22 protein-coding genes are annotated in these 23,233 nt (G+C 70.5%); 12 read left to right on the forward strand and 10 right to left on the reverse strand.

Annotated elements, in window-relative coordinates:
• The first annotated feature begins 110 nt into the window (after window positions 1-110).
• Window positions 111-758: a TetR/AcrR family transcriptional regulator gene (locus tag ACFWDI_RS20060; protein ID WP_385305839.1), complete on the forward strand. Its 648-nt coding sequence runs from the start codon at window positions 111-113 to the stop codon at window positions 756-758.
• A gap of 87 nt (window positions 759-845) precedes the next feature.
• Here ACFWDI_RS20060 and ACFWDI_RS20065 read toward each other — a convergent pair whose 3' ends face one another.
• Together ACFWDI_RS20065 and ACFWDI_RS20070 are read right to left on the reverse strand one after the other, a co-directional pair.
• Window positions 846-1,841 (reverse strand): GDP-mannose 4,6-dehydratase, encoded by a 996-nt coding sequence (locus ACFWDI_RS20065; RefSeq protein ID WP_385305657.1) that lies wholly within the window; start codon window positions 1,839-1,841, stop codon window positions 846-848.
• On the reverse strand, window positions 1,838-3,007 hold the full coding sequence (locus ACFWDI_RS20070) for a glycosyltransferase (protein ID WP_385305658.1): 1,170 nt from the start codon (window positions 3,005-3,007) through the stop codon (window positions 1,838-1,840). Before ACFWDI_RS20070 ends, ACFWDI_RS20065 begins: the two co-directional genes overlap by 4 nt.
• A gap of 63 nt (window positions 3,008-3,070) precedes the next feature.
• Between ACFWDI_RS20070 and ACFWDI_RS20075 the strand changes: the two genes are divergently transcribed.
• Window positions 3,071-3,748, forward strand: a complete 678-nt coding sequence (locus ACFWDI_RS20075; RefSeq protein ID WP_385305660.1) for a response regulator transcription factor — start codon at window positions 3,071-3,073, stop codon at window positions 3,746-3,748.
• Window positions 3,748-5,130 carry a sensor histidine kinase gene (locus tag ACFWDI_RS20080; RefSeq protein WP_385305662.1) on the forward strand — a complete coding sequence of 461 codons (1,383 nt, stop codon included), beginning with the start codon at window positions 3,748-3,750 and terminating at the stop codon, window positions 5,128-5,130. The genes ACFWDI_RS20075 and ACFWDI_RS20080 overlap by 1 nt, the downstream gene beginning before the upstream one ends.
• A gap of 144 nt (window positions 5,131-5,274) precedes the next feature.
• On the opposite strand, the gene ACFWDI_RS20085 is transcribed toward ACFWDI_RS20080, so the two are convergent.
• From ACFWDI_RS20085 to ACFWDI_RS20100, 4 genes are all read right to left on the reverse strand, one after another.
• Window positions 5,275-6,975 (reverse strand): methylmalonyl-CoA mutase family protein, encoded by a 1,701-nt coding sequence (locus tag ACFWDI_RS20085; protein ID WP_327326143.1) that lies wholly within the window; start codon window positions 6,973-6,975, stop codon window positions 5,275-5,277.
• 74 nt (window positions 6,976-7,049) lie between these two features.
• Window positions 7,050-7,376 carry a DUF3817 domain-containing protein gene (locus tag ACFWDI_RS20090; RefSeq protein ID WP_362680141.1) on the reverse strand — a complete coding sequence of 109 codons (327 nt, stop codon included), beginning with the start codon at window positions 7,374-7,376 and terminating at the stop codon, window positions 7,050-7,052.
• 52 nt (window positions 7,377-7,428) lie between these two features.
• Complete coding sequence (locus tag ACFWDI_RS20095) at window positions 7,429-7,938, reverse strand: MarR family winged helix-turn-helix transcriptional regulator (protein ID WP_385305665.1); 510 nt, start codon at window positions 7,936-7,938, stop codon at window positions 7,429-7,431.
• Between the two features lie 10 nt (window positions 7,939-7,948).
• Window positions 7,949-9,433 carry an MFS transporter gene (locus ACFWDI_RS20100; protein WP_385305667.1) on the reverse strand — a complete coding sequence of 495 codons (1,485 nt, stop codon included), beginning with the start codon at window positions 9,431-9,433 and terminating at the stop codon, window positions 7,949-7,951.
• Between the two features lie 72 nt (window positions 9,434-9,505).
• Between ACFWDI_RS20100 and ACFWDI_RS20105 the strand changes: the two genes are divergently transcribed.
• A complete protein-coding gene (locus ACFWDI_RS20105) occupies window positions 9,506-10,498 on the forward strand; it encodes a DUF5937 family protein (protein ID WP_385305840.1) in 993 nt (330 codons plus the stop codon).
• Between the two features lie 50 nt (window positions 10,499-10,548).
• Here ACFWDI_RS20105 and ACFWDI_RS20110 read toward each other — a convergent pair whose 3' ends face one another.
• Both ACFWDI_RS20110 and ACFWDI_RS20115 read right to left on the reverse strand, forming a co-directional pair.
• Window positions 10,549-10,842 (reverse strand): MTH1187 family thiamine-binding protein, encoded by a 294-nt coding sequence (locus tag ACFWDI_RS20110; RefSeq protein WP_327326139.1) that lies wholly within the window; start codon window positions 10,840-10,842, stop codon window positions 10,549-10,551.
• Window positions 10,839-11,183 carry a DUF3817 domain-containing protein gene (locus ACFWDI_RS20115; protein WP_327326138.1) on the reverse strand — a complete coding sequence of 115 codons (345 nt, stop codon included), beginning with the start codon at window positions 11,181-11,183 and terminating at the stop codon, window positions 10,839-10,841. The genes ACFWDI_RS20110 and ACFWDI_RS20115 overlap by 4 nt, the downstream gene beginning before the upstream one ends.
• Before the next feature lie 248 nt (window positions 11,184-11,431).
• Here ACFWDI_RS20115 and ACFWDI_RS20120 point away from each other — a divergent pair, with 248 nt between their 5' ends.
• The 4 genes from ACFWDI_RS20120 (at window position 11,432) to ACFWDI_RS20135 (ending at window position 14,130) form a co-directional block, all read left to right on the forward strand.
• Window positions 11,432-12,064 carry an AIM24 family protein gene (locus ACFWDI_RS20120; RefSeq protein ID WP_327328500.1) on the forward strand — a complete coding sequence of 211 codons (633 nt, stop codon included), beginning with the start codon at window positions 11,432-11,434 and terminating at the stop codon, window positions 12,062-12,064.
• Window positions 12,064-12,747, forward strand: a complete 684-nt coding sequence (locus ACFWDI_RS20125; protein ID WP_385305668.1) for an AIM24 family protein — start codon at window positions 12,064-12,066, stop codon at window positions 12,745-12,747. Before ACFWDI_RS20120 ends, ACFWDI_RS20125 begins: the two co-directional genes overlap by 1 nt.
• On the forward strand, window positions 12,744-13,526 hold the full coding sequence (locus ACFWDI_RS20130) for an AIM24 family protein (protein ID WP_362680123.1): 783 nt from the start codon (window positions 12,744-12,746) through the stop codon (window positions 13,524-13,526). The genes ACFWDI_RS20125 and ACFWDI_RS20130 overlap by 4 nt, the downstream gene beginning before the upstream one ends.
• Before the next feature lie 127 nt (window positions 13,527-13,653).
• On the forward strand, window positions 13,654-14,130 hold the full coding sequence (locus ACFWDI_RS20135) for a MarR family winged helix-turn-helix transcriptional regulator (RefSeq protein ID WP_385305670.1): 477 nt from the start codon (window positions 13,654-13,656) through the stop codon (window positions 14,128-14,130).
• An 81-nt stretch (window positions 14,131-14,211) separates the two neighbouring features.
• Here ACFWDI_RS20135 and meaB read toward each other — a convergent pair whose 3' ends face one another.
• Both meaB and ACFWDI_RS20145 read right to left on the reverse strand, forming a co-directional pair.
• Window positions 14,212-15,168 carry a methylmalonyl Co-A mutase-associated GTPase MeaB gene (gene meaB, locus ACFWDI_RS20140; protein ID WP_327326134.1) on the reverse strand — a complete coding sequence of 319 codons (957 nt, stop codon included), beginning with the start codon at window positions 15,166-15,168 and terminating at the stop codon, window positions 14,212-14,214.
• A gap of 32 nt (window positions 15,169-15,200) precedes the next feature.
• Complete coding sequence (locus tag ACFWDI_RS20145; protein WP_385305672.1) at window positions 15,201-16,403, reverse strand: acetyl-CoA C-acetyltransferase; 1,203 nt, start codon at window positions 16,401-16,403, stop codon at window positions 15,201-15,203.
• A gap of 136 nt (window positions 16,404-16,539) precedes the next feature.
• Here ACFWDI_RS20145 and mce point away from each other — a divergent pair, with 136 nt between their 5' ends.
• The 4 genes from mce to ACFWDI_RS20165 all read left to right on the forward strand — a co-directional run bounded on the left by mce (window position 16,540) and on the right by ACFWDI_RS20165 (window position 23,230).
• Entirely contained in the window at window positions 16,540-16,968 is a 429-nt protein-coding gene (mce, locus tag ACFWDI_RS20150) for a methylmalonyl-CoA epimerase (RefSeq protein WP_327326132.1), read from the forward strand.
• Window positions 16,969-17,134: 166 nt separating this feature from the next.
• A complete protein-coding gene (scy, locus tag ACFWDI_RS20155; RefSeq protein WP_385305674.1) occupies window positions 17,135-21,091 on the forward strand; it encodes a polarized growth protein Scy in 3,957 nt (1,318 codons plus the stop codon).
• Between the two features lie 114 nt (window positions 21,092-21,205).
• A complete protein-coding gene (locus ACFWDI_RS20160; RefSeq protein ID WP_385305676.1) occupies window positions 21,206-22,144 on the forward strand; it encodes a cellulose-binding protein in 939 nt (312 codons plus the stop codon).
• 102 nt (window positions 22,145-22,246) lie between these two features.
• Complete coding sequence (locus tag ACFWDI_RS20165; protein ID WP_385305677.1) at window positions 22,247-23,230, forward strand: ABC transporter ATP-binding protein; 984 nt, start codon at window positions 22,247-22,249, stop codon at window positions 23,228-23,230.
• Window positions 23,231-23,233 lie beyond the last annotated feature (3 nt).

Genomic DNA, 23,233 nt, shown 5'->3' on the forward strand with positions numbered 1-23,233 from the left:
TCAAGGCTTTCGCTACGAGTCGTAGCGTAACTGCACCGACTCTCCCGCGTCTGCCCGCATGTGAGAAACCTCCGGTGAACTGCCTCACAGCAGATCGCCTACCCGCCGGTATGGTCGCCGTCATGTGCAGCCACACCCGCCCCAAAGCCGTACGTACGGGTCGTACGGGACGCCCCCGCAGTGCCGAGGCCGACGCCGCGATCCTCGACGCGACCCGGGCGGCGCTCGTCGAGCTGGGCTGGTCGAAGCTGACGATGGGGGACGTGGCCACCCGCGCGGGGGTCGCCAAGACCACCCTCTATCGCCGCTGGGCGAACAAGAACGAGCTCGTCGTCGACGCCGTCGCCGTCCTCTTCGACGAGCTCGAACTCCCCGACCGCGGCAGCCTGACGGCCGATGTGCAGGGCGTGGTGCTCCAGTTCGCGGCGCTGCTGAACCGGCCCGAGACGAAGACCGCGCTGATGGCCGTGGTCGCCGAGTCGACGAGCGACGACGCCCTGCGCGTACGGATCCGCTCGGCGATCGTCGACCGGCAGAAGCGCCTGGTCGTGGAGGGCCGGGAGCGCGCTCAGGCCCGTGGCGAGCTGCCGTACGAGGAGGACTCGGAGGCGGCAGCCCGCAACACGGACCTGATCTTCGATGTGGTGGCGGGCGCCGTGGTGCACCGGGCGCTGGTGAGCGCGGAGCCGGTGGACGAGGAGTGGGCGCGTCGCTTCACCCTGATGCTGGTGTCGGGGATCGGGTCCCTGCAGAGCTGAGCAGACCAGCTGAGATGAGCTGAGCAGACCTCGCGCAGATCAAGTCCTCGCGCAGGGCGGACCTCACGCAGAGTCGAAGGGGCTGATTCAGACCTGGTAGCGGTCCGTCGCGAACAGGTGCAGGTTCTCCGCGATCCACTCCGAGGTGTGCTTCAGGCCCTCCTCCAGCGAGACCTCGGGCTGCCAGCCCGCCCACTCCCCCGCCCGCGTGTTGTCGGACAGCAGCTGCTCCACCTCACTGCCGGTCGGCCGCAGCCGCGCCGGGTCGACGACCACCTGCGCCGACCGCCCCGACGCGGCGATCAGGGCCTGCGCCAGTTCCCCGATCGCGATCTCACGGCCCGTCCCGAGGTTGACCACCTCGCCCACCGCACGGTCGCACTCCGCCATCGCCAGGAAGCCGCGCGCCGTGTCCGTGACATAGGTGAAGTCGCGGGTCGGGGTGAGCGAGCCGAGCTTGATCTCCCGTGCCCCGGCGTGGAGTTGGGCCAGGATCGCCGGGATCACGGCACGCGCGGACTGCCTCGGCCCGTAGGTGTTGAAGGGGCGTACGACCGTCACCGGCAGCTCGAAGGCGTGCCAGTGCGAGAGCGCCATCATGTCCGCGCCGATCTTCGATGCGGAGTACGGGGATTGCGGCTGCAGCGGGTGGTCCTCGCCGATGGGGGCGGTGAGGGCGGTTCCGTACACCTCGCTCGTCGAGGTGTGGACGAGACGGCGTACGGAATGGCGGCGGCAGGCCTCCGCGATGTTCTCGGTGCCGACGACATTCGTCTGGACGTACGCGCCGGGTGAGTCGTAGCTGTACGGAATGCCGATCAGCGCGGCGAGATGGAAGACCGTGTCGCAGTCGGCGACGGCGTCCATGACCCGGCCCGCGTCGCGTACATCGCCCGCGATCATCTCGACCCGGGAGTCGCCGATGTGATGGGCGAGGAATCCCTTCTCGGCGTACGGCTTGTAGTGGACGAAGGCGCGGACCTTCGCCCCGCGCTCGACGAGCAGGTCGACGAGCGTCGAGCCGATGAAGCCCTCGGCGCCGGTGACCAGGACAGTTCGGTTCTGCCAGTTCATGCTGCTCATGCTGCGTACTCCTTTGTGTGCGAGGCGAGTTGAAGGACCCGGGCCGCCAGCAGGTCGGCGGCTTGGGCGTGCGGGCCCGGGTCGGCGGCGCCGCTCATCGCGGCGAGCCGGGCCGGGTCGGCGAGCAGTGGCTCGACGAGGGCGGCGAGCCGGTCGGCGGTGGTCTCCGCGTCGGGGAGCAGGAGACCGGCGCCCGCGTCGGAGAGGACCCGGGCGTTATGGGTCTGGTGGTCGCCAGGAGCGTGCGGATACGGGACGAGTACGGCGGGCACGCCGACCGTGGCCAGTTCCGCGACGGTCGCGGAACCGGCTCGGCAGACGACCAGGTCGGCGGCCGCGTACGCGAGGTCCATCCGGTCCAGGTAGGGGACGGCGCGCGCGACCGGTGAGTCGCCGAGCCGACGGCGGGTCTCGTCCAGCGCCGCGGGCCCGGTCTTGATCAGCAGCTGTACGCCGGGCCGCTCCCGCCAGCGTTCCGCGAGCCCGATCGCCGCCTCGGTGAGCCGGGCCGCGCCCAGGCTGCCGCCGTTGACCAGGACGAGCCTGGCGTCCTGGGGTACCGAGAGGGCTCTGCGGGCCTCTGCGCGCACCCCGGGCCGGTCCAGACGGGCGATCGGCGCGGCGATCGGCATTCCGGTGGTGAGGGCGTTCTCGCCGCCCGCGAGATGGGCGCGGCTGCGGTCGAAGGCGACGGCCATGTGCGGCGTGAGGCGGGCGGCGAACTGGTTGGCCCGGCCCGGTACGGCGTTGGACTCGTGGATCACGCTCGGCAGCCCGGCCATCCGCGCGCCGAGTATGACGGGCGCGCTCGGGTAGCCGCCCATGCCCACGGCGATCTGCGCCCGCTGCTCGCGCAGGATCGCCCGGCACTGGGCACCGGACCGCAGCAGTGCCGCGGGCAGCAGATAGCGCCTGGCGCCGAGGGCGGGGTCGAAGGGGATCATGTCGACGGTGTGGAGGCGGTGGCCGGCGGCCGGGATCAGTTCGGTCTCCAGGCCGCGCGTCGTACCGACGAAGGAGATCACCGCGTCGGGCACGGCCCGGCGCAGTGCGTCGGCGAGCGCGAGCCCGGGGTAGATGTGGCCGCCGGTGCCGCCCGCACCGATCACGACGGAGAGTGGTGTGCCCAGTGATGTGCCCAGTGATGTACCTAGTGGAGTGCGCATGACGGCCACGCTCGCGAAACCCCTTAAGAGGGTTCTAAGACCATGGTTTGGCAGTCTTTGCCCATGAAGAAGATCCTGGTTGTCGACGACGAGCCGGAAGTGCGCGCCGCGGTGGAGGACGGGCTGACGGTCGAGGGCTACGAGGTGCGCGGCGCGGGCGACGGTCTCGCGGCGCTCTCCGCCGTGGCGTCGTGGCAGCCGGACGCGATCGTGCTCGATGTGATGATGCCGGTGCTCGACGGGCTCGCCTTCTGCCGTCGGCTGCGGGCGATGGAGGACCGTACGCCGGTGCTCGTACTGACCGCGCTGGACTCGGTCAGCGAGCGTGTCGACGGCCTGGACGCGGGTGCCGACGACTATCTGGTGAAGCCTTTCGCGCTGGACGAACTGACTGCACGCGTACGGGCGTTGCTGCGTCGCGCCGCTCCCCTGCCCGAGGAGTCCGGCGCGCTGTCCTTCGCCGATCTGACCGTGGATCCCGACACCCGCACGGGCAGCCGGGGCGGCCGGTCACTGGAGTTCAGCCGTACCGAGTTCACCCTGCTCGAACTGCTGCTGCGCCATCCCGGGCAGGTGCTGCCCCGTGAGCTGATCCTGGAGCTGGTGTGGGGACAGGACTTCGGTCCCGACTCCAACTCCCTTGCCGTGTACGTCGGTTACCTGCGCCGCAAGCTGGAGGCGGGCGGTGAGCCGCGTCTGGTCCATACGGTCCACAGCATCGGCTACCGGCTGGATGTGTGATGAGCGCGCGGCGCAGGCTGGGCGCTCGCTGGCGCAGGCACCGGCCGCTGCGTACGCGGCTGGCGCTCGCCGCGTCCGCGGCCGTCGCGCTGGTCGCGGTGGGCATCTGCGCGGCCGCGTTCTTCGTGATCCGTTACGAGCTGTACCACCAGCTCGATCTGAGTCTGACGCAGTCGGCGACGCTGGTCACCCAGCAGAACCGCGACGAGGGCCCCGGGACGGTGGCGGGCGAGTGCCGCTTTCTGTCGGCACCGGCCTGCGCGCAGATCGTCCCCGCGGCTCCGGCGAAAGACCCCGCGAAGCCCTATCTCCTCCCGGTCAGCACGCCCGTGCGGGAGGTCGCCGCCGGGGAACGCGACCCGTACTTCACCAACGTCACCCTCTTCGGGCATCCGATGCGGATGCTGACGACCAACTTCGGCCGGGGCGAGGCACTTCAGGTCGCGCTCCGCGCGGACACGGTCGAGAGGGGCGTACGCCAGGCTGCCTGGCTGCTCGCGGGCGCGGGCGCCGCGGGCGTGCTGCTCGCGGGCCTGCTGGGGTACTGGGTGTCGCGTACCGGCCTTGCCCCCGTGGCCCGGCTCACCGCCACCGCCGAGCGCATCGCGGCGACCCGCGATCCGCGTCACCGCATCGAACTCCCTGCGGGTCCCCCGGACCGGGAGGACGAGGTGACCCGGCTGGCCGGCTCGTTCAACACGATGCTCGGCGAGCTGGAGCAGTCGGTCACCGCGCAGCGCCGGCTGGTCGCCGACGCCTCACATGAGCTCCGTACGCCGCTGACGGCGCTGCGCACCAACGCGGAACTGCTCGCCCGCGCCGACCGCCTCACCGAGGCGCAGCGCACCCGCGCGTCCACCGCCCTCACGCGCCAACTGCGCGAAGTCACCGGCCTGGTCAACGACTTGATCGAACTCGCCAGGGACGAGGAGCCTCAGCCGCTCCTCGAAACGGTCCGCGTCGCCGCCCTCACCGAGCACGCGGTCGAGATGGCCCGCGCCCACTGGCCGCGGATCGTCTTCACGCTGTACGTCGACGACGCGGCGGCGGGTTTTGCGCTGCCCGGCGTGCCCTCGCGGCTGTCGCGCCTGCTGACGAATCTGCTGGACAACGCGGCCAAGTTCAGCCCGCCGGGCGACCCCGTCGAAGTCGCCCTCACCTCAAGGGAGTTGACGGTGCGGGATCACGGCCCCGGGATCGCGCCCGAGGACCTTCCGTACGTCTTCGACCGGTTCTACCGCGCGGAGACCGCCCGCGCGCTGCCCGGCTCGGGACTGGGCCTGGCGATGGCTCGCCAGATCGCGCGTGCGCACGGCGCGGAGCTGACGGCGGAGGCGGCGCAGGGGGGCGGGGCGCGGTTCCGGCTGACCTTCCCCGGGTAACTGCGGCTCCGCCCCGGGCCCCGCGCCTCAATCGCCGGCGAGGCTCCAGTTGGGGCTCCGCCCCAAGCCCCGCTCCTCAAACGCCGGAGGGGCTGCATTACAGCCCGTCCGGCGATTGAGGACAGGCCCGAAGGGCCTACCGGGTCAGAAGCCCGGCGGCTCCGTGTACGTGCCCCACTCGTCCCGCAGCGCATCGCAGATCTCGCCCAGCGTCGCCTCCGCACGGACCGCGTCCAGCATCGGCGCGATCATGTTGGAGCCGTCCCGCGCGGCGGTCAGCATCGCGTCCAGCGAGGACCGTACGCGGGCGTCGTCGCGGCCGGCCTTACGGTCCGCCAGGACCCGTACCTGCTCGCGCTCGACCTCATGGCTGACCCGCAGGATCTCCAAGTCGCCGGTGACCGAGCCGTGGTGGACGTTGACGCCCACGACCCGCTTGTCGCCCTTCTCCAGGGACTGCTGGTAGCGGAAGGCGGACTCGGCGATCTCGCCGGTGAACCAGCCGTCCTCGATACCGCGCAGAATGCCGGAGGTGATCGGGCCGATGGGGTGCTTGCCGTCCGCGTGTGCGCGCCGGCCGCGTTCCTTGATCTGGTCGAAGATCTTCTCGGCGTCGGCCTCGATACGGTCGGTGAGCTGCTCGACGTACCAGGAGCCGCCGAGCGGGTCGGCGACATTGGCGACGCCGGTCTCCTCCATCAGCACCTGCTGGGTACGCAGCGCGATCTCCGCGGCCTGCGCGCTCGGCAGGGCGAGGGTCTCGTCCAGGGCGTTGGTGTGCAGGGAGTTGGTGCCGCCGAGGACGGCGGAGAGCGCCTCGACCGCGGTGCGTACGACGTTGTTGTACGGCTGCTGCGCGGTGAGCGAGACACCCGCGGTCTGGGTGTGGAAGCGGAGCCACTGCGCCTTGTCGGTCTGTGCGCCGTACTCCTCCTTCATCCAGCGCGCCCAGATCCTGCGAGCTGCCCGGAACTTGGCGATCTCCTCGAAGAAGTCGAGGTGCGCGTCGAAGAAGAAGGAGAGGCCGGGCGCGAAGGTGTCCACGTCCAGGCCGCGGCTCAGGCCCAGCTCGACATAGCCGAAGCCGTCGGCGAGCGTGTACGCGAGCTCCTGCGCGGCCGTCGCTCCGGCCTCGCGGATGTGGTAACCGGAGACCGACAGCGGCTTGTACGCGGGGATGCCCTGCGCGCAGTGCTCCATCAGGTCGCCGATCAGGCGCAGATGCGGCTCGGGCTGGAAGAGCCACTCCTTCTGCGCGATGTACTCCTTGAAGATGTCGGTCTGCAGTGTGCCGTTGAGCACCGCCGGGTCGATGCCCTGGCGCTCGGCGGCGACGAGATACATGCAGAAGACCGGGACGGCCGGCCCGCTGATGGTCATCGAGGTCGTCACATCACCGAGCGGGATGTCCTGGAAGAGGACCTCCATGTCGGCGGCGGAGTCGATGGCGACGCCGCAGTGACCGACCTCGCCGAGCGAGCGCGGGTCGTCGGAGTCGCGGCCCATGAGCGTCGGCATGTCGAAGGCGACGGAGAGCCCGCCGCCGCCGTTGGCCAGGATCATTTTGTAGCGCTCGTTGGTCTGCTCGGCATTGCCGAAGCCGGCGAACTGGCGAATGGTCCAGGTACGGCCGCGGTAGCCGGTCGGGTAGAGCCCGCGGGTGAAAGGGTACTCCCCGGGCCAGCCGATCCGCTCGAAGCCGTCGTAGGTGTCCCCGGGCCGGGGCCCGTAGACGGGCTCGACCGGGTCACCGGAGAGCGTGGTGAAGTCCGCGTCCCGCTTGCGGGCCTTGTCGTAACGGGCCTGCCAGCGTCGGCGGCCTTCCTCGATGGCGTCAGCGTCCATACTCTGAATTTACTAGGACGTCCTAGTAAATGTCGATGGCAGACGGCCACGAGCCTTGCTCGCGGCCGTATCTGTTACGCCTTGGCGGTCGCCGCGCTGCCGTCCACGGTCAGCGGCCGGATCTCGCGGGTGATCTTCGGCTCGACGAAGAAGGAGGCCACGGGGATGCAGCCGGCGGCCAGCACCCAGAGCAGCTTGCCGAACGGCCACTTCGCCTTGGAGCCGAGATCGAAGGCGAAGATCACGTAGATGATGAACAGCACACCGTGGATCTGCGAGATCAGCATGGTGTCGCCGACCTCGAACCCGTACTTCGCGATGATCGCCGCGGTGAAGACCAGCAGCCATACGGCGGTGACGTACGCCATCACCCGGTAACGGGACAGCACGCTTTGTTTCATGGCTACGAGCGTAACCGGGCGCAAAGGCCGATCTTCGCCCGGGTCGTGTGGGTTACTTCTCGTCGAAATCCCGCGCCGCCACCCGCAAGGGCCTGAGCATCGCGAAGATCTCCCCGCACTCCTCCGCGTCGTACGCGCCGAGCCCGAAGTCCATCTCCATCAGCTCGCGAGTGGCCGCCTCCACGACCTCCCGGCCCTTCTCGGTGATGGAGGCGAGCGTGCCGCGCCCGTCGTTCGGATTGGGCCGCTTGTCGACGAGACCGGACCTCACCAGCCGGTCCACGGTGTTCGTCACCGAGGTCGGGTGGACCATCAGCCGCTCGCCGATCTTGGACATCGGCAGCTCACCGGCCTTGGAGAAGGTGAGCAGCACCAGCGCCTCGTACCGCGCGAAGGTCAGTCCGTACGGCTTGACGACGGCGTCGACCTCGGCGAGCAGGATCTGGTGCGCGCGCATGATCGAGGTGATCGCGCCCATCGAGGGCACGGGACCCCATCGCTGCTGCCAGAGCTCGTCGGCTCGGGCGATGGGATCGAAGGGGAGACTGAGCGGCTTGGGCACGGCACCGACCCTACCGACTGGTCATATGGCGGTCAGCCCCGTCTCGCACTTCGGTCCTCTTGGCCTCGGCGACCAGCAGCAGACAGCTGAGGGTTCCGACGGCCCCGGCCCCGGCGACCACCGCACTCACGGAGAAGAACTCCGCCGCGAACCCGGCAAGCGCCATGCCGACGCCCTGGATCGTCATCAGTCCGGCGGTGAGCAGGGTCATGGCCCGGCCGCGCAGTTCCTCGGGGACAGCCTCGATGAACCATCGGTCGACTCCCAGGGTGTAGGCGGAGCCGGCGCCGGCGGCCACGAGCACGAGCAGCGCCCAGCCGAGACCGGGTGTGAGGACGTAGGCGAGGAATGGCAGCAGGGTGGCGGCGGCGAGCGGCAGGGCGATACGGGCGCGGGTGGCGGGGCCGAGCACGGAGCCGGCGTACAGCTCACCGGCGATCGTGCCGACCGGCAGCGCGCACATGAGCAGCCCGAGGCCGGCCGGGCCGATGCCGATCTCGTCCGCGTACGGGGTGGCGAGAACCTCCGGCGCGACGCTGAACATCGGCGGCACCCAGAAGAGCAGCATCAGCACACGGAGCCGGCGGTCGGCGAAGATCTGCCGCGCGCCGGAGAGCGAGGACCGCAGCAGGGCGCCGCTGTCGCCACCTCTGGCCGGGCGCCTCGTCGTACCGAAGCGGAGGAGCAGCGCCGAGCCCAGGAACGTGCACACGGTGACGGTGAGAGCGCCGCGCGGGGGCACCACTGCCAACAGCAGCCCGCCGAGCCCGAACCCGGTGAGCACGGCGCTCTGCGACACGATGCGCAGCAACGAGCGGCCCAGAACGAAGAGGTCTCCGTCGCCGAGGATGTCGGCGAGGGTCGCCGTGCGGGTGCCGTTGAAGACGGGTGAGATCGCAGCGATGAAGCAGCGCAGTACGAGCAGCGCGGCGACGGGCGTCACGGGCAGCACCATGGCGGCGGCGCACGCGGCACAGAGGAGATCGCACACGACGAGCACCCGCCGGGCCGGGTACTTGTCGGCGACCCCGGCGAGCAGAGTCCCGCCGACGAGGTAGGGCAGAAACCCGAGCGCGAAGGTGAGGGAGCTGAGCAGGGGCGACGCGGTGAGCCGGTAGACGAGGACGGTGAGCGCGATCTCGCTGACGACGACGCCGAGGAGCGACATGAGGTGTGCGACGAATACGGCGCGGAACTCGCGCACCTGGAACACGGCCCGATAGCCGGGGCCGGCGTCGGCGCTCGGGTGCCGCGAACTCCCGTCGCGGGCGGGGCGCTCGGCCTTCGCGGGACTGGTGCGGGGCGCGACCGCTTCCGGCAGGGCGAAGCCCTCGCCATCCGGCGCGGCAGCGCCACCCGGTCCGGGTACCCCCGGCTCGGGCGGGGCGGAGACGACTGCGCCGGGCACGCCGGCCTCCGGCCCGGCGGCTCCGGTGCGGGGGCCGCCCTCGGGGGGCGGCAGCGGCGGGTCCTCCGTGAGGTTCTCTTTCGGCATGGCCGACAGCCTGCCGACGCCCTCCCGGCCGGGCCTAGACTTTCGGCAGCAGCCGAATCTTCCGGGGTGATCATGCCGTCCTCCATGCACTTCGGCGAAGCCGATCTGCTGCGGATCCGGTTCGCCGTCTCGCCCCTCTGGGAGACTCAGAGCGCCGTACGCATCCTCAAGCGCCCCGACCGGCACGGCTATCACCTGCCCTGGCTGCGCCGGATACGCCAGGCCGCCGACAGGCTCGATCTCACCGCCCTGTGGCTGCTGATGCCGCAGCGCGGGCACAGCCCGGACTTTCTCGGGCCGCCGCCCATCGGGCCCGCCGCCTCCTTCGAGGAGGAGATCGCCGCCGTACGCCGCGCGAATCCCGAGGCCGCGCGGCACGACATGGCGTGGGCGCTCTCCTGCACCCGGGGGGCATCGGACTCACCGCAGGGGCGGGCCCTCGTCGCCGATCCCGAGCGGGCCGTCCAGCAGCTCGCCGACGCCATGGAGTGCGCCTGGCACGCACTCGTCGAGCCGGACTGGCCGCGGCTGCGCGCTCTTCTCGAGGCCGATGTGGCGTTCCATTCGCGGCGGTTGGCGGAGACCGGCCTCGAGGGGCTGTTCGCCGATCTCCACCCCAGGCTGCGCTGGGCCGACAGCACTCTGACCCTGGCCACGCCCGGTGACCATGTACGCGACCTCGGCGGCCAGGGCCTCATGCTGCTGCCCAGCGTCTTCTGCTGGCCCGACGTCGTGACCGGATTCGAACCGCCCTGGCAGCCGACCGTCGCCTACCCCGCACGCGGTATCGGCGCGCTGTGGGCACAGCCCGCGGGATCTGCGCCCCAGGCGCTGGCCCGCCTGCTCGGCGCCAAGCGCGCCGCCGTGTTCCTCGCGCTCGACGAACCCGCCGGGACGACCGCGCTCGCGCATCTCCTCGGCCTCGCGCCGTCCTCCGTATCGGCGCATCTGTCGGTGCTGCGCGACGCGGGGCTGCTGACCGCCCACCGCTACGGCCACCAGGTGCTGTACGAGCGAACGCCGTTGGGCATCGCGCTCGCGGTGTCACACCCCGGGGCGCCATGAAGGCGTCCGGGCGGGCGGTACCGGGGAGCGGTTCCTGGATCCGAGCGGTTTCAGACGGAGAGGTGCCGTTCGACGGTCTCGACCTTGGAGTGGAGACCGTCGGTGACGCCGGGTCGGATATCGGCCTTGAGGACGACGGAGACGCGCGGCGCGCGGGCCTCGACCGCGGCGACGGCACGCTTGACGACGTCCATCACCTCGTCCCAGTCACCCTCGATCGACGTGAACATCGCGTCGGTGCGGTTGGGCAGGCCGGATTCGCGGACGACCCGGACGGCGTCGGCGACATACTCACCGACATCCTCGCCTACGCCCAATGGGGTGACGGAGAAGGCGACGATCATGCCTCCACCGCACTCTCGCGGCGGGCGCGGGAGGCGATGACCTCGTCCTCGGCCGCGCGCTTGAGCTTGCGCTCGGCGAAGAAGCCGCCGAAGGGGAGTACGGAGAGCACGAAGTAGAAGGCCGCGGTCTTCGCGTGCCACTTGGTGCGGTTCCAGGCGTCCAGCCAGAAGATCACGTACAGGATGAAGAGCACGCCGTGGATCGCGCCCATCACCGGAACCGCGTTGAACTCCGTTGTGCGCTTGAGCACCGAGCAGACCAGCAGCAGGAGGAAGGAGACGGCCTCCGGCGCGGAGACCAGACGGAGGCGGTGGAGGGACGAGGCGGTCTTGATGTCCACGGAGGCACCTTCTGGGAGGGGGTCGTTGATCTTGTGAACGCGCTCACAAGCGCTTCCCCATTGTGGCAGCCATCTTCGCCAACCCGGGGTCCGGGGTGCCCCCCTGCGGGCGGTGCCCCGGGTAAAACACAGCGTCGGGGTCCGGGGTGCCCCCGGGAAAACACGGCATCCGGGTCCATATCAGGGTCCGGATCCTCCCAAAGGACCTGTTCGCGCAGCGCACCGGCGGCTAACGTCGCTCCGTGGCAATGTTCCGACTCCAAGGCAGCAAGGTGCTCGCCGTCGATATGACCGGCGACGCCGTCAAAGCGAAGAACGGCTCGATGGTCGCCTACGACGGCCAGATGGCGTTCAAAAAGATGTCCGGCGGCGGTGAGGGCATCCGTGGGATGGTCACCCGCCGCCTGACCGGCGAGCAGATGACCATGATGGAGGTGAAGGGGCAGGGCACCTGCTACTTCGCCGACCGGGCGTCCGAGATCAACCTGGTGAACCTGCACGGCGACAAGCTCTATGTCGAGGCGAGCAATCTGCTCTGCACCGACGCCGGGCTGCGCACCGGGACGACCTTCACCGGACTGCGCGGCGGGGCGAGCGGCAACGGCCTGTTCACCACGACCGTCGAGGGCACCGGCCAGGCGGCGATCATGTCCGACGGTTCGGCCGTGGTGCTGCGGGTGACACCCCAGTACCCGCTCTCCGTCGACCCCGGCGCCTACATCGCGCACCAGGGCAATCTGCGGCAGGACTTCCAGTCCGGCGTGACCTTCCGGACCGTCCTGGGCGAAGGCGGCGGCGAGGCCTTCCAGATCCGCTTCGAGGGCGACGGACTCGTCTACGTACAGCCCAGCGAGCGCAACACCATCGGGGGCGACGTCTGATGCCGTTCCGCGAGATCAACTCCAAGATGGTCGAGGCGACGATCGCCCCCGGCCAGAAGATGTTCAGTCAGCGCGGCGCGATGCTCGCGTACAAGGGCGAGGTTTCGTTCACGCCCAACATCCAGGGCGGCCAGGGCGGCCTGGCGTCGATGCTCGGGCGGCGGGTGGCCAATGAGGCGACGCCGCTGATGACGGTCGAAGTTCCCCTCGGGCCTGGCGGCCCTGGGGAGACCCCATCCGGCACGGTGATGTTCGGCCACGGCGGCCATCACATCCAGGTGATCCAGCTGACCGGCGACACCCTGTACGTCGAGGCGGACCGGCTGCTCGCCTTCGACGGGACGCTGCAGCAGGGCACGATGTTCATGGGCTCGCAGGGCGGGGTCATGGGGATGGTGCGCGGCCAGGTGACGGGCCAGGGCCTGTTCACCACGACACTCAAGGGCCACGGCGCGGTCGCGGTGATGGCACACGGCGGGGTGATCGAGCTGCCGATCGCTCCGGGGCGGGCGGTCCATGTGGACCCGCAGGCGTATGTCGCGCACCACGGCGACGTACGCAACAAGCTCTCCACCGCGCTGGGCTGGCGCGACATGGTGGGGCGCGGCTCGGGCGAGGCCTTCCAGCTGGAGCTCAGCGGCAGCGGTGCGGTGTACGTCCAGGCGTCGGAGGAGAAACTGTGAGCACGCCCGTGATCTTCGACCCGATGACGCTGCCGAGCGACGACAACGTCAATGCGTACACCTTCTGCGTGGAGCTCAAATCCAGCCAGTGGTTCCTGCAGAAGGGGAAGATGATCGCCTACTACGGGCGCATCGACTTCAACGGCATCGGCCACGGCCGGCTCGACCGGCTGCTGCGGACCTCCTTCCACTCGCCGCTGCACGCGAGCGACTGGGTGGTGGCGGAAGGCAGCGGCAAGATGCTGCTCGCCGACCGCTCCTTCGACGTCAACTCCTACGATCTGGACGACGGCAATCTCACGATCCGCTCCGGCAATCTGCTGGCGTATCAGCCGACGCTGGCGCTGAAGCAGTCGATCGTGCCGGGCTTTCTGACGCTGATCGGTACGGGGAAGTTCGTGGCCGCGTCCAACGGCCCCGTGGTCTTCATGGAGCCGCCGATCAGGGTGGACCCGCAGGCGCTGGTGGGCTGGGCCGACTGTCCGTCGCCCTGCCACCACTACGACCACGGCTATATGACGGGCGTGATGGGCGGGATGCGGGCACTGACCGGGATCGGTGGAGCCTCGGGCGAGGAGCACCAGTTCGAGTTCGTCGGAGCCGGCACGGTGCTTCTGCAGTCGACGGAGGCACTGATGGCCGAACAGGCGACCGGCGCGGTCCCGCCGGAGGCCGGGGTTCCGGGGGGCCACGGCGCGGCCGGAGCCCCTGGCCAACACGGGGCTGCACCGCGCCTTCCCGGCCAGCTGGGGGACCTCCAGCGTCGCTTCGGCCTGTGAACGGTAGTCTGCGGAGTGTGACGTCGAACGCCTGCACCCTTGTTCGCGACTCTTGTCGCGCGCCGGGTGCCGTGCGTCACACTCCCCGTTTTCGTCCGTCTTTCAACTTCTTAGGTAGAATCCATATATGGAGACCGAGACGGCCACCCGCTGGCTTACCGACGACGAGCAGTGCGCCTGGCGCACCTATCTGGACGTCAACCGACTGCTGACGTACCAGATGGAGAAGGACCTCCAGCCGTTCGGCCTGACCAACAACGACTACGAGATCCTGGTCAACCTCTCCGAGTCGGCGGACCGGCGGATGAGAATGAGCGACCTCGCCGCGGCCACGCTCCAGTCCAAGAGCCGCCTCTCGCACCAGATCACCCGCATGGAGAACGCGGGGCTGGTCCGCCGGGAGAACTGCGAGTCGGACCGGCGCGGACTGTACGCGGTCCTGACCGACCAGGGCACGGAAACGATGCAGAAGGTCGCGCCGCACCATGTCGCGTCCGTACGCAAGCACTTCATCGACATGCTCTCGTCGGAGGCGCTCGCGGATCTACGCGAGTCACTCTCGCCGGTCGCCGAGAATCTGCGCGGCCGACGCGGCAAGCCGTAGGTCCTTAGGACCCGGGCCTGTCCTGTGCGGCGGGTGGCAAGCTCGAAAAACAGCCCACCGCCCGCCGCCGCTCGATGGCCGTCAGCCCTCCGTGATGCCCGCCACCAGTTCGTCCGCCGCGCGGTACGGGTCCAGCTCGCCCGCCACGATCCGTTCCGCCAGCGCGCCGAGGCGACGGTCGCCGTGCAGGTCTTGGATCCGTTCCCGCAGCGCCGTCACCGCGATGGTCTCCACTTCGCCGGCCGCACGGCGGGCGCGGCGTTCGGCGAGGACGCCGTGCTCCTCCATCCACGCGCGGTGCTTCTCCAGCGCCTCGACGACCTCGTCGATGCCCTCGCCCCGCGCGGCGACCGTCTTCACGATCGGCGGCCGCCAGTCGCCGGGGCCGCGCGCCTCGCCCAGTCCGAGCATGTGGTTCAGCTCGCGCGCCGTCGCGTCCGCGCCGTCCCGGTCCGCCTTGTTGACGACGTACACATCGCCGATCTCGAGGATGCCCGCCTTCGCCGCCTGGATACCGTCGCCCATACCGGGCGCCAACAGCACCACCGACGTGTCCGCCTGCGAGGCGATCTCCACCTCGGACTGCCCCACGCCCACGGTCTCGACCAGGATCACGTCGCAGCCGGCCGCGTCCAGTACCCGGATCGCCTGCGGGGCGGCCCAGGCCAGACCGCCGAGGTGCCCGCGCGTGGCCATCGAGCGGATGTAGACGCCCGGGTCGGATGCGTGTTCCGACATCCGGACCCGGTCGCCGAGCAGTGCCCCGCCCGAGAAGGGCGAGGACGGGTCGACGGCGAGGACGCCGACCCGCTTCCCGGCCCGCCGGTACGCGGACACCAGCGCCGACGTGGACGTCGACTTGCCGACACCCGGCGAACCGGTCAGACCGACGACGTATGCCCCGCCCGCCAGTGGAGCGAGCGCCGCCATCACCTCGCGCAGCTGCGGTGACGCCCCCTCCACCAGCGAGATCAGCCGGGCGACAGCCCTCGGCCGGCCTTCCCGTGCCTGGGCCACCAGCTCGGGGACGTCCACCATTGCCGCTCCGTTCGATCGGTTACGTACGAGGGTTACTTGCCCGGGACGCGCACGATCAGCGCGTCGCCCTGCCCGCCACCTCCGCACAGCGCGGCCGCACCGACACCGCCGCCACGGCGCTTGAGCTCCAGCGCCAGGTGCAGGACCACCCGCGCGCCGGACATGCCGATCGGGTGGCCAAGGGCGATCGCGCCGCCGTTGACGTTCACCTTTTCCGGGGACACCCCGAGGTCCTTCATTGACTGCACGGCAACTGCGGCGAAGGCCTCGTTGATCTCGATGAGGTCGAGGTCCTCGACGCCGAGGCCCTCCTTGGTCAGCGCGTGCTGGATGGCGTTGGACGGCTGCGACTGGAGGGAGTTGTCGGGGCCGGCCACGTTCCCGTGCGCGCCGATCTCCGCGATCCACTCCAGGCCCAGCTCCTCGGCCTTGGCCTTGCTCATCACCACGACCGCCGCGGCGCCGTCGGAGATCTGCGAGGACGTACCCGCGGTGATCGTGCCGTCCTTGGCGAACGCGGGGCGCAGCTTGCCGAGCGACTCCACCGTCGTCTCCGCGCGGATGCCCTCGTCCTTGGCGAAGACCACCGGCTCGCCCTTGCGCTGCGGGATCTCGACGGGCGTGATCTCCGCCTCGAAGATGCCGTTCTTCTGCGCGGCCGCGGCCCGCTGGTGCGACAGCGCCGCGATCTCGTCCTGCGGCCGGCGGGCGATGCCGAGCCGGGTGTTGTGCTTCTCCGTCGACTCGCCCATCGCGACGTTCTCGAAGGAGTCGGTCAGACCGTCGTACGCCATCGAGTCGAGCATCTCGATCGCGCCGTACTTGTAGCCCTCGCGCGACTTCGGCAGCAGGTGCGGCGCGTTGGTCATGGACTCCTGGCCGCCGGCGACGATCACGTCGAACTCACCGGCGCGGATCAGCTGGTCGGCCAGTGCGATGGCGTCGAGCCCGGAGAGACAGACCTTGTTGACGGTGAGCGCGGGGACGCTCATCGGGATGCCGCCCTTGACCGCGGCCTGGCGGGCCGGGATCTGACCCGCGCCGGCCTGCAGCACCTGGCCCATGATCACGTACTGCACCTGATCACCGCCGATACCGGCCCGGTCCAGCGCCGCCTTGATGGCGAAGCCGCCGAGATCGGCGCCGGAGAAGGACTTGAGCGAGCCGAGCAGCCGACCCATGGGCGTACGGGCGCCCGCGACAATCACTGAAGTGGTACCGGACGTTCCAGACATGAGGCACGGCCCCTTGGATGAGGAGTGAACGAGGGTTTACTTCAATGTACTGAGCGGTACGGTCCCCGGTCACCGGGCAGCCGGTGTGATCGCGCGCACGTTGCGTAACCACCGTCCGGGGCGCTGCACTGGACCCATGCTGACGCGAATCGACCACATCGGGATCGCCTGTTTCGACCTCGACAAGACTGTGGAGTTCTACAGGGCCACGTACGGCTTCGAGGTCTTCCACTCCGAGGTCAACGAGGAGCAGGGCGTACGGGAAGCCATGCTCAAGATCAATGAGACGTCCGACGGCGGCGCCTCGTACCTCCAGCTCCTGGAGCCGACCCGCGAGGACTCGGCCGTCGGAAAGTGGCTGGCCAAGAATGGTGAGGGCGTCCACCACATCGCCTTCGGCACCGCCGATGTGGACGCGGACGCGCAGTCCATCCGGGACAAGGGCGTACGCGTTCTCTACGACGAGCCGCGTATCGGCTCCATGGGCTCCCGTATTACTTTTCTCCACCCCAAGGACTGCCACGGCGTTCTCACCGAACTCGTCACCTCTGCAACGGAGCACTGACCTCCGGATTCCCGGCCCGGTAGAGTGGGCGGTTCCGGGCCGGGGCCGGGTCGGGGCCGCGCCGCGTCCCCTCCGTTGATCTGTCACCATTCCCCGGGGGGCCGTTCGCCGGCGAACGGTGCTCGTACGGAGACAGTTGCGACCAGGGGACGGATGGGACCGCGCAGTGCGGGGCTACGAACGCCAGGAGAGCCACCGAGCTGACGACGACCACCTCTCGCGGTTCGAAGCCGAGATGGACCGGCTGAAGACCGAGCGGGAGAAGGCCGTCCAGCACGCCGAGGACCTCGGCTACCAGGTCGAGGTATTGCGCGCCAAGCTCCATGAGGCGCGCCGCAACCTCGCGTCTCGTCCTGCCTATGACAGCGCCGACATCGGCTATCAGGCCGAGCAATTGCTCCGTAATGCCCAGATTCAGGCCGACCAGCTGCGCTCGGACGCCGAGCGCGAATTGCGGGACGCCCGCGCGCAGACGCAGCGCATCCTCCAGGAGCACGCCGAGCACCAGGCACGTCTCCAGGCCGAACTGCACTCCGAGGCGAACCAGCGCCGCCAGCGCCTGGACCAGGAGCTGGCCGAGCGCCGGCAGACCGTCGAGGCGCACGTCAACGAGAACGTCGCCTGGGCCGAGCAGCTGCGCGCCCGCACCGAGGCGCAGGCCCGCCGGCTTCTCGACGAGTCCCGCGCCGAGGCCGAGAAGTCCCTGGCCGCGGCCCGTGCCGAGGCCACCCGGGTCGCCGAGGAGGCTCGCCAGCGGCTCGGTTCCGAGGCGGAGAACGCCCGCGCCGAGGCCGAGACGATCCTGCTGCGCGCCCGCAAGGACGCCGAACGACTGCTGAACGCCGCATCGAACCAGGCGCAGGAGGCCACCTCCCACGCCGAGCAGCTGCGCTCCTCCACCTCCGCCGAGTCCGACCAGGCCCGTCAGCAGGCCGCCGAACTGAGCCGCGCCGCCGAGCAGCGGATCCAGGAGGCGGAGGAGAAGCTGCGCGAGGCCCGCGCGGAGTCCGAGAAGGTCCTGGCCGAGGCCAAGGAGTCGGCGGCCAAGCAGCTGGCGTCCGCCGAGTCCATCAACGAGCAGCGCACCCGTACCGCCAAGGCGGAGATCGCGCGGCTGGTCGGCGAGGCCACCAAGGAGTCGGAGGCGCTCAAGGCGGAGGCCGAGCAGGCGCTCGCGGACGGCCGCGCCGAGGCGGAGAAGCTGGTCGCCGAGGCGGGCGAGAAGGCTCGTACGGTCGCGGCCGAGGACTCCGCCGCGCAGCTCGCCAGGGCTGCCCGTAGCGCCGAGGAGGTGCTGACCAAGGCCTCCGAGGACGCCCGGCAGACCACCCGCAAGGCGGGCGAGGAGGCCGAGCGGATCCGCCGCGAGGCCGAGGCGGAGGCGGACCGGCTGCGCGGCGAGGCCGCCGAGCAGGCCGACCAGCTCAAGGGTGCGGCCAAGGACGACACCAAGGAGTACCGCGCCAAGACCGTCGAACTGCAGGAGGAGGCGCGCAGGCTGCGCGGCGAGGCCGAGCAGCTGCGCTCCGAGGCGGTCGCCGAGGGCGAGCGGATCCGCGGCGAGGCCCGCCGCGAGGCCGTGCAGCAGATCGAGGAGGCGGCGAGCACCGCCGAGGAGCTGCTGACCAAGGCGCGGACCGACGCCGACGAAATGCGCACCGCGGCGACCACCGACAGCCAGCGTGTCCGTACGGAAGCGATCGAGCGCGCCACCACGCTGCGCAAGCAGGCCGAGGAGACCCTGGAGCGCACCCGCGCCGAGGCCGAGCGGCTGCGCGCCGAGGCCGAGGAACAGACCGAGGGCGTCAAGTCCGCGGCCGAGCAGGCGGCCGCCGATCTGCGCGCGGAGACCGAGCGTGCCATCGCGGCCCGGCAGGCCGAGGCCGCGGACGAGCTGACCCGGCTGCACACCGAGGCCGAGTCGCGTCTCGCCACCGCCGAGCAGGGCCTGACCGACTCCCGCGGCGAGGGCGAGCGGATCCGCCGCGAGGCCGCTGAGGAGACCGAGCGGCTGCGTGCCGAGGCCGCCGAGCGGATCCGTACGCTCCAGGCGCAGGCGGAGCAGGAGGCCGAGCGGCTGCGCAACGACGCCGCCGCCGACGCATCGGCCACCCGCGCCGAGGCCGAGAACGTCGCGGTACGGCTGCGCACCGATGCCGCCACCGAGGCGGAGCGGCTCAAGACCGAGGCGCAGGAGAGCGCCGACCGGCTGCGGGCGGAGGCCGCCGCCGCCGCCGAGCGGGTGGGCGTCGAGGCAGCCGAGGCGCTCGCCGCCGCCCAGGAGGAGGCCAACCGCCGCCGCCGGGAGGCCGAGGAGATCCTCGACTCGGCGCGCAGCGAGGCGAACCAGGAGCGCGACCGGGCCCGCGAGCAGAGCGAGGAGCTGCTGGCCTCGGCCCGCAAGCGGGTCGAGGAGGCGCAGACCGAGGCGCATCGGCTGGTCGAGGAGGCCGACCGGCGCGCCACCGAGATGGTGTCCGCCGCCGAGCAGACCGCCCAGCAGGTTCGGGACTCCGTCAACGGCCTCCATGACCAGGCCGAGCAGGAGATCGCCGGGCTGCGCTCGGCCGCCGAGCACGCCGCGGACCGCACCAGGACCGAGGCGCAGGAGGAGGCGGACCGGGTCCGCGCCGACGCGTACGCCGAGCGCGAGCGGGCCGCCGAGGACGCGGCCAGGCTGCGGGCCAGGGCCCAGGAGGAGACCGAGGCCGCCAACGCGCTCGCGGAGCGGACCGTCGGGGAAGCCATCACCGAGTCCGACCGGCTGCGCGCCGACACCGCCGAGTACGCGCAGCGGGTGCGTACCGAGGCGACGGACGCTCTCGCCTCCGCCGAGCAGGACGCCTCGCGCGCCCGCGGCGAGGCCCGCGAGGACGCCAACCGCATCCGCTCCGACGCCGCCGCCCAGGCCGACCGGCTCATCAGCGAGGCGACGAGCGAGAGCGAGCTGCTGCGCACCGAGGCGGCGGAGACGCTGTCCGGCGCCGAGGCGGCCGCGGCCCGGCTGCGCGCCGATGCCGAGCAGATCAAGGTGCAGGCCGAGGCCGAGGCGGAGCGGCTGCACGCCGGGATCCGTGCCGACGGCGAGCAGATCCTGGACGAGGCGCGTCAGGCCGCCGACAAGCGCCGCGGTGACGCGGCCGCCCAGGCCGACCAGCTGATCTCCGAGGCGAGCGGTGAGGCGGAGCGGCTGCGCGCCGAGGCCGCCGAGACGGTGGGCTCCGCCCAGCAGGCCGCCGAACGCATCAAGTCCGAGGCCCGGAAGATCAAGGCGGACGCCGAGGCGGCGGCCGAGCTGATGCGTACGGAGGCCAGGGCGGAGGCGGACCGGACGGTGGACGAGGCGCGCGAAGCCGGGGCCAAGCGCCGTGCCGACGCCGCAGAGCAGGCCGACCAGCTCATCAACAAGGCCCAGGAGGAGGCGCTGCGCGCGGCCACCGAGGCCGAGGCGCAGGCCGACACGATGGTGGGCGCTGCCCGCAAGGAGGCCGAGCGGGTGATCGCCGAGGCGACCGTCGACGGCAACTCCCGGGTGGAGAAGGCCCGTACGGACGCCGACGAGCTGCTGGTCGGCGCGCGCCGGGACGCCACCGCCATAAGGGAACGGGGCGAGGAGCTGCGGGCCCGGGTCGAGGCCGAGATCGAGGAGCTGCACGAGCGCGCCCGCCGGGAGACCGCGGAGCAGCTGAAGTCGGCCGGCGAGCGCGTCGACAAGCTGGTGAAGGCCGCGACCGAGCAGCAGGCCGAGGCCGAGGCGAAGGCCAAGGAGCTGGTGTCCGAGGCCAATTCGGAGGCGAGCAAGGTCCGGATCGCCGCGGTGCGGAAGGCGGAGGGGCTCCTCAAGGAGGCCGAGCAGAAGAAGGCCGAGGTGTTCCGGGAGGCCGAGCGGCTCAAGGCGGAGTCCGAGGCCGAGGCCGAACAGACAGTTACGGAGGGCAAGCGGGAGCTCGATGTGCTGGTGCGCCGCCGCGAGGACATTCAGGCGGAGATTTCCCGTGTCCAGGATGTACTCGAAGCATTGGAGTCGTTCGAAGCGCCATCCGGGGGCAACAAGGAGAATGGCGTCAAAGCGGGCGCGACAGCAGGGGTTACACGTTCGAGTGGCAAGTCATCCGAGACCTAGCCACTCAAAAGGCTGGACATTCTCCAGATCAAACGGGCATCCGCTCGATGACACGCCGCTTCGGCCCCTAGGATTCCCCCTATCACCTCACCGGTCTCATTCGACAGGAACCCCATGAGCGACACATCCTCCCCCTTCGGCTTCGAGCTCGTGCGGCGTGGTTACGACCGCGGTCAGGTGGACGACCGCATTACCAAACTCGTCGCCGACCGTGACAGTGCTCTGGCCCGAATCACCTCTCTGGAAAAGCGCATCGAGGAGCTCCACCTCGAGACGCAGAACGCCCAGGCCCAGGTCAGCGACGCAGAGCCGTCGTACGCCGGTCTCGGTGCGCGCGTCGAGAAGATCCTCCGTCTCGCCGAGGAGGAGGCGAAGGACCTGCGCGAGGAGGCCCGTCGCGCGGCCGAGCAGCACCGTGAGCTCGCCGAGTCCGCCGCCCAGCAGGTGCGCAACGACGCCGAGTCGTTCGCCTCGGAGCGCAAGGCGAAGGCCGAGGACGAGGGCGTCCGTATCGTCGAGAAGGCGAAGAGCGACGCCTCTACGCTGCGTAGCGAAGCGCAGAAGGACGCGCAGTCCAAGCGCGAGGAGGCGGACGCTCTCTTCGAGGAGACCCGCGCCAAGGCCGCCCAGGCCGCCGCGGACTTCGAGACGAACCTCGCCAAGCGCCGCGAGCAGTCGGAGCGCGACCTGGCCTCGCGTCAGGCGAAGGCGGAGAAGCGCCTGGCGGAGATCGAGCACCGCGCCGAGCAGCTGCGCCTGGAGGCCGAGAAGCTGCGTACGGACGCGGAGCGCCGGGCCCGTCAGACGGTGGAGACCGCGCAGCGCCAGGCCGAGGACATCGTGGCCGACGCGAACGCCAAGGCCGACCGGATCCGCAGCGAATCGGAGCGCGAGCTGGCGGCGCTCACCAACCGCCGCGACTCGATCAACGCGCAGCTGACCAACGTCCGCGAGATGCTGGCCACGCTGACCGGTGCGGCCGTGGCCGCCGCCGGCACCCCCGCCGACGACGAGCCGATCTCCCGCGGCGTCCCGGCCCAGCAGACCCGCTGAGTACGCACTCGTTCATCGGGTACGTCGCGTAGGCCGGAAGGACCCGTCAAGCCCCCTGCCACTCCGGTGGCGGGGGGCTTTGCGCGCCTTTAGCGTGGCCGCATGATTGAGCTCGAGGGCCTCACCAAGCGCTTCGGCAGCACCACCGCGGTCGACCATCTGTCGTTCCGGGTGAGGCCAGGTGTGGTGACAGGCTTCCTCGGCCCGAACGGCGCGGGCAAGTCGACGACGATGCGGATGATGCTCGATCTCGACAACCCGACCAGTGGCTCGGTGCGGATCGACGGCAAGCACTACCGCGACCTCGAGGAGCCGCTGAAGTACATCGGCGCGCTGCTGGACGCCAAGGCGATGCACGGCGGGCGGAGCGCGTACAACAACCTTCTCTGTCTCGCCCAGTCGAACCGTATCCCCACCTCGCGGGTCGCCGAGGTACTGGACACCGTCGGACTGACCCCGGTGGCGAAGAAGAAGTCCAAGGGCTTCTCGCTCGGTATGAGCCAACGGCTGGGAATCGCCTCTGCGCTGCTCGGCGATCCGGAGATCCTGATGTTCGACGAACCTGTCAATGGTCTGGACCCCGAAGGAATTCACTGGATCCGCAATCTGATGAAGACTCTTGCCCTGGAAGGGCGGACGATCTTCGTCTCCTCGCATCTGATGAGCGAAATGGCCCTGACCGCCGACCACTTGATCGTGATTGGGCAGGGGCGACTTCTGGCCGACACATCAATGGCAGATTTCATTCACAAGAACTCCCGCAGTTACGTGCGGCTGCGTTCGCCGCAGCAGGAGAGGCTGCGCGATGTGCTGCACGAGTCGGGGTTCATTCCGGTCGAGTCGGGCAATGGCATGCTGGAGGTCGACGGCGCGACCACCGCGCAGCTCGGTGAGCTGGCCGCCCGGCATCAGCTCGTTCTGCATGAACTGAGCTCCCAGCGCGCCTCGCTGGAGGAGGCCTTCATGCAGATGACGGCGGGCTCGGTCGAGTACCACGCGCACTCGACGGACGAGGGAGCGCCGCCGCCGGTCCAGCAGCCGGGTCTCCAGTGGGGCCAGAGCTACCAGAGCAGCAAGGGAGCCTGACCC

It is taken from the genome of Streptomyces sp. NPDC060064, from assembly GCF_042736455.1.
Taxonomy (GTDB): domain Bacteria; phylum Actinomycetota; class Actinomycetes; order Streptomycetales; family Streptomycetaceae; genus Streptomyces.

Excerpts from the sequence above, each read along its gene's own strand:
- ACFWDI_RS20120 (WP_327328500.1), top strand. The coding sequence starts at position 11,432 with ATGTTCCGACTCCAAGGCAGCAAGGTGCTCGCCGTCGATATGACCGGC.
- ACFWDI_RS20100 (WP_385305667.1), bottom strand. The coding sequence starts at position 9,433 with ATGCCGAAAGAGAACCTCACGGAGGACCCGCCGCTGCCGCCCCCCGAG.
- ACFWDI_RS20135 (WP_385305670.1), top strand. The coding sequence starts at position 13,654 with ATGGAGACCGAGACGGCCACCCGCTGGCTTACCGACGACGAGCAGTGC.
- ACFWDI_RS20060 (WP_385305839.1), top strand. The coding sequence starts at position 111 with ATGGTCGCCGTCATGTGCAGCCACACCCGCCCCAAAGCCGTACGTACG.
- ACFWDI_RS20160 (WP_385305676.1), top strand. The coding sequence starts at position 21,206 with ATGAGCGACACATCCTCCCCCTTCGGCTTCGAGCTCGTGCGGCGTGGT.
- mce (WP_327326132.1), top strand. The coding sequence starts at position 16,540 with ATGCTGACGCGAATCGACCACATCGGGATCGCCTGTTTCGACCTCGAC.
- ACFWDI_RS20075 (WP_385305660.1), top strand. The coding sequence starts at position 3,071 with ATGAAGAAGATCCTGGTTGTCGACGACGAGCCGGAAGTGCGCGCCGCG.
- ACFWDI_RS20065 (WP_385305657.1), bottom strand. The coding sequence starts at position 1,841 with ATGAGCAGCATGAACTGGCAGAACCGAACTGTCCTGGTCACCGGCGCC.
- ACFWDI_RS20105 (WP_385305840.1), top strand. The coding sequence starts at position 9,506 with ATGCCGTCCTCCATGCACTTCGGCGAAGCCGATCTGCTGCGGATCCGG.
- ACFWDI_RS20070 (WP_385305658.1), bottom strand. The coding sequence starts at position 3,007 with ATGCGCACTCCACTAGGTACATCACTGGGCACATCACTGGGCACACCA.
- ACFWDI_RS20145 (WP_385305672.1), bottom strand. The coding sequence starts at position 16,403 with ATGTCTGGAACGTCCGGTACCACTTCAGTGATTGTCGCGGGCGCCCGT.
- ACFWDI_RS20165 (WP_385305677.1), top strand. The coding sequence starts at position 22,247 with ATGATTGAGCTCGAGGGCCTCACCAAGCGCTTCGGCAGCACCACCGCG.
- meaB (WP_327326134.1), bottom strand. The coding sequence starts at position 15,168 with ATGGTGGACGTCCCCGAGCTGGTGGCCCAGGCACGGGAAGGCCGGCCG.
- ACFWDI_RS20085 (WP_327326143.1), bottom strand. The coding sequence starts at position 6,975 with ATGGACGCTGACGCCATCGAGGAAGGCCGCCGACGCTGGCAGGCCCGT.
- ACFWDI_RS20110 (WP_327326139.1), bottom strand. The coding sequence starts at position 10,842 with ATGATCGTCGCCTTCTCCGTCACCCCATTGGGCGTAGGCGAGGATGTC.
- ACFWDI_RS20125 (WP_385305668.1), top strand. The coding sequence starts at position 12,064 with ATGCCGTTCCGCGAGATCAACTCCAAGATGGTCGAGGCGACGATCGCC.
- ACFWDI_RS20090 (WP_362680141.1), bottom strand. The coding sequence starts at position 7,376 with ATGAAACAAAGCGTGCTGTCCCGTTACCGGGTGATGGCGTACGTCACC.
- ACFWDI_RS20080 (WP_385305662.1), top strand. The coding sequence starts at position 3,748 with ATGAGCGCGCGGCGCAGGCTGGGCGCTCGCTGGCGCAGGCACCGGCCG.